This window comes from Vibrio sp. 704 (assembly GCF_033339295.1).
Genome location: NZ_JAWOUH010000222.1, coordinates 1 through 877, shown reverse-complemented (window position 1 = coordinate 877; position 877 = coordinate 1). Strand labels below are relative to the sequence as shown.

The following is an 877-nucleotide window of genomic DNA, read 5'->3' as shown; positions in this document are numbered from 1 at the left end:
AATCCTAAAAAGCCCGCTATGTTCATCATGACAATAATGACCAACAGATGGCTCACGTAAACGCCTAAAACACTTGGGGCCCACTTAAATACCCACGACATGTTGCCAAAATTAGGATGAACTAACAGCCACATGAACACGCCGAGTGACCAAATGACGGTGCCAAACAAGAAGTCGTTAGAGTTGAAGGCCACATCGTATTGCATCAACCAGTAGGCTTCACCAAAGTGCAGAGCCATACCGAGGAGAATCAGGCGAATGGTGTTGTTGCGTGACCAAAGCCACTGTTTTTCTCGAATCAAGTAGCCAAATACCACAAGCAAGGTACTGAAAAATGGCCCATTACGAGTGAAAAACGGAGCAGGTAAATCGGTGAGAGGTTCATAGCTGCCTGCCAAAACACCATAGACGTAAAGCAGCACTGCTGTTGGAAGCAGTAACTGCGTCATGCCAATTCGAACTAAGCAGGCGATGATAGCGACCGCAATCACCAATGCTGGAATAAACCACAGGTGGACAAGCCCGCCTTCTAGTAATGAATTCAGTGGTGCAGACGCTAAGTATCCCCAGTAGCCCTGTCGTTCGGCAAGGTATCCCGCTTCTGCTACGACTTGCCATTGGAACGGCATAAGTAAGCTGATCACGCTCCAAACCAACCAAATTTTCATTAGAGGTTTCGCATAGTTGACTAAAGTTTCGAGTGGATTGCTGCTCAGCTTAGGTTGGATAAGGTAACCAGAAATAAGGAAAAAAAGTGGAACCGCAAAACGAGCGAGCTGATTAAGAAGATAACCAACCCAAGGTACGCCATCCCACTGCCAATAAGTGAGGGCCATTTGGCAATGCAGCCCCACAATTGCCACCATGGCAATGATGC

The 877-nt window shown here is 47.2% G+C and carries 1 protein-coding gene; it reads right to left on the bottom strand.

Annotated features, from left to right (window positions below):
• Nucleotides 1-875: acyltransferase (locus tag R7R24_RS25580; RefSeq protein WP_318119915.1), on the bottom strand; the 875-nt coding region annotated here is incomplete at its 3' end.
• Nucleotides 876-877: the final 2 nt, after the last annotated feature.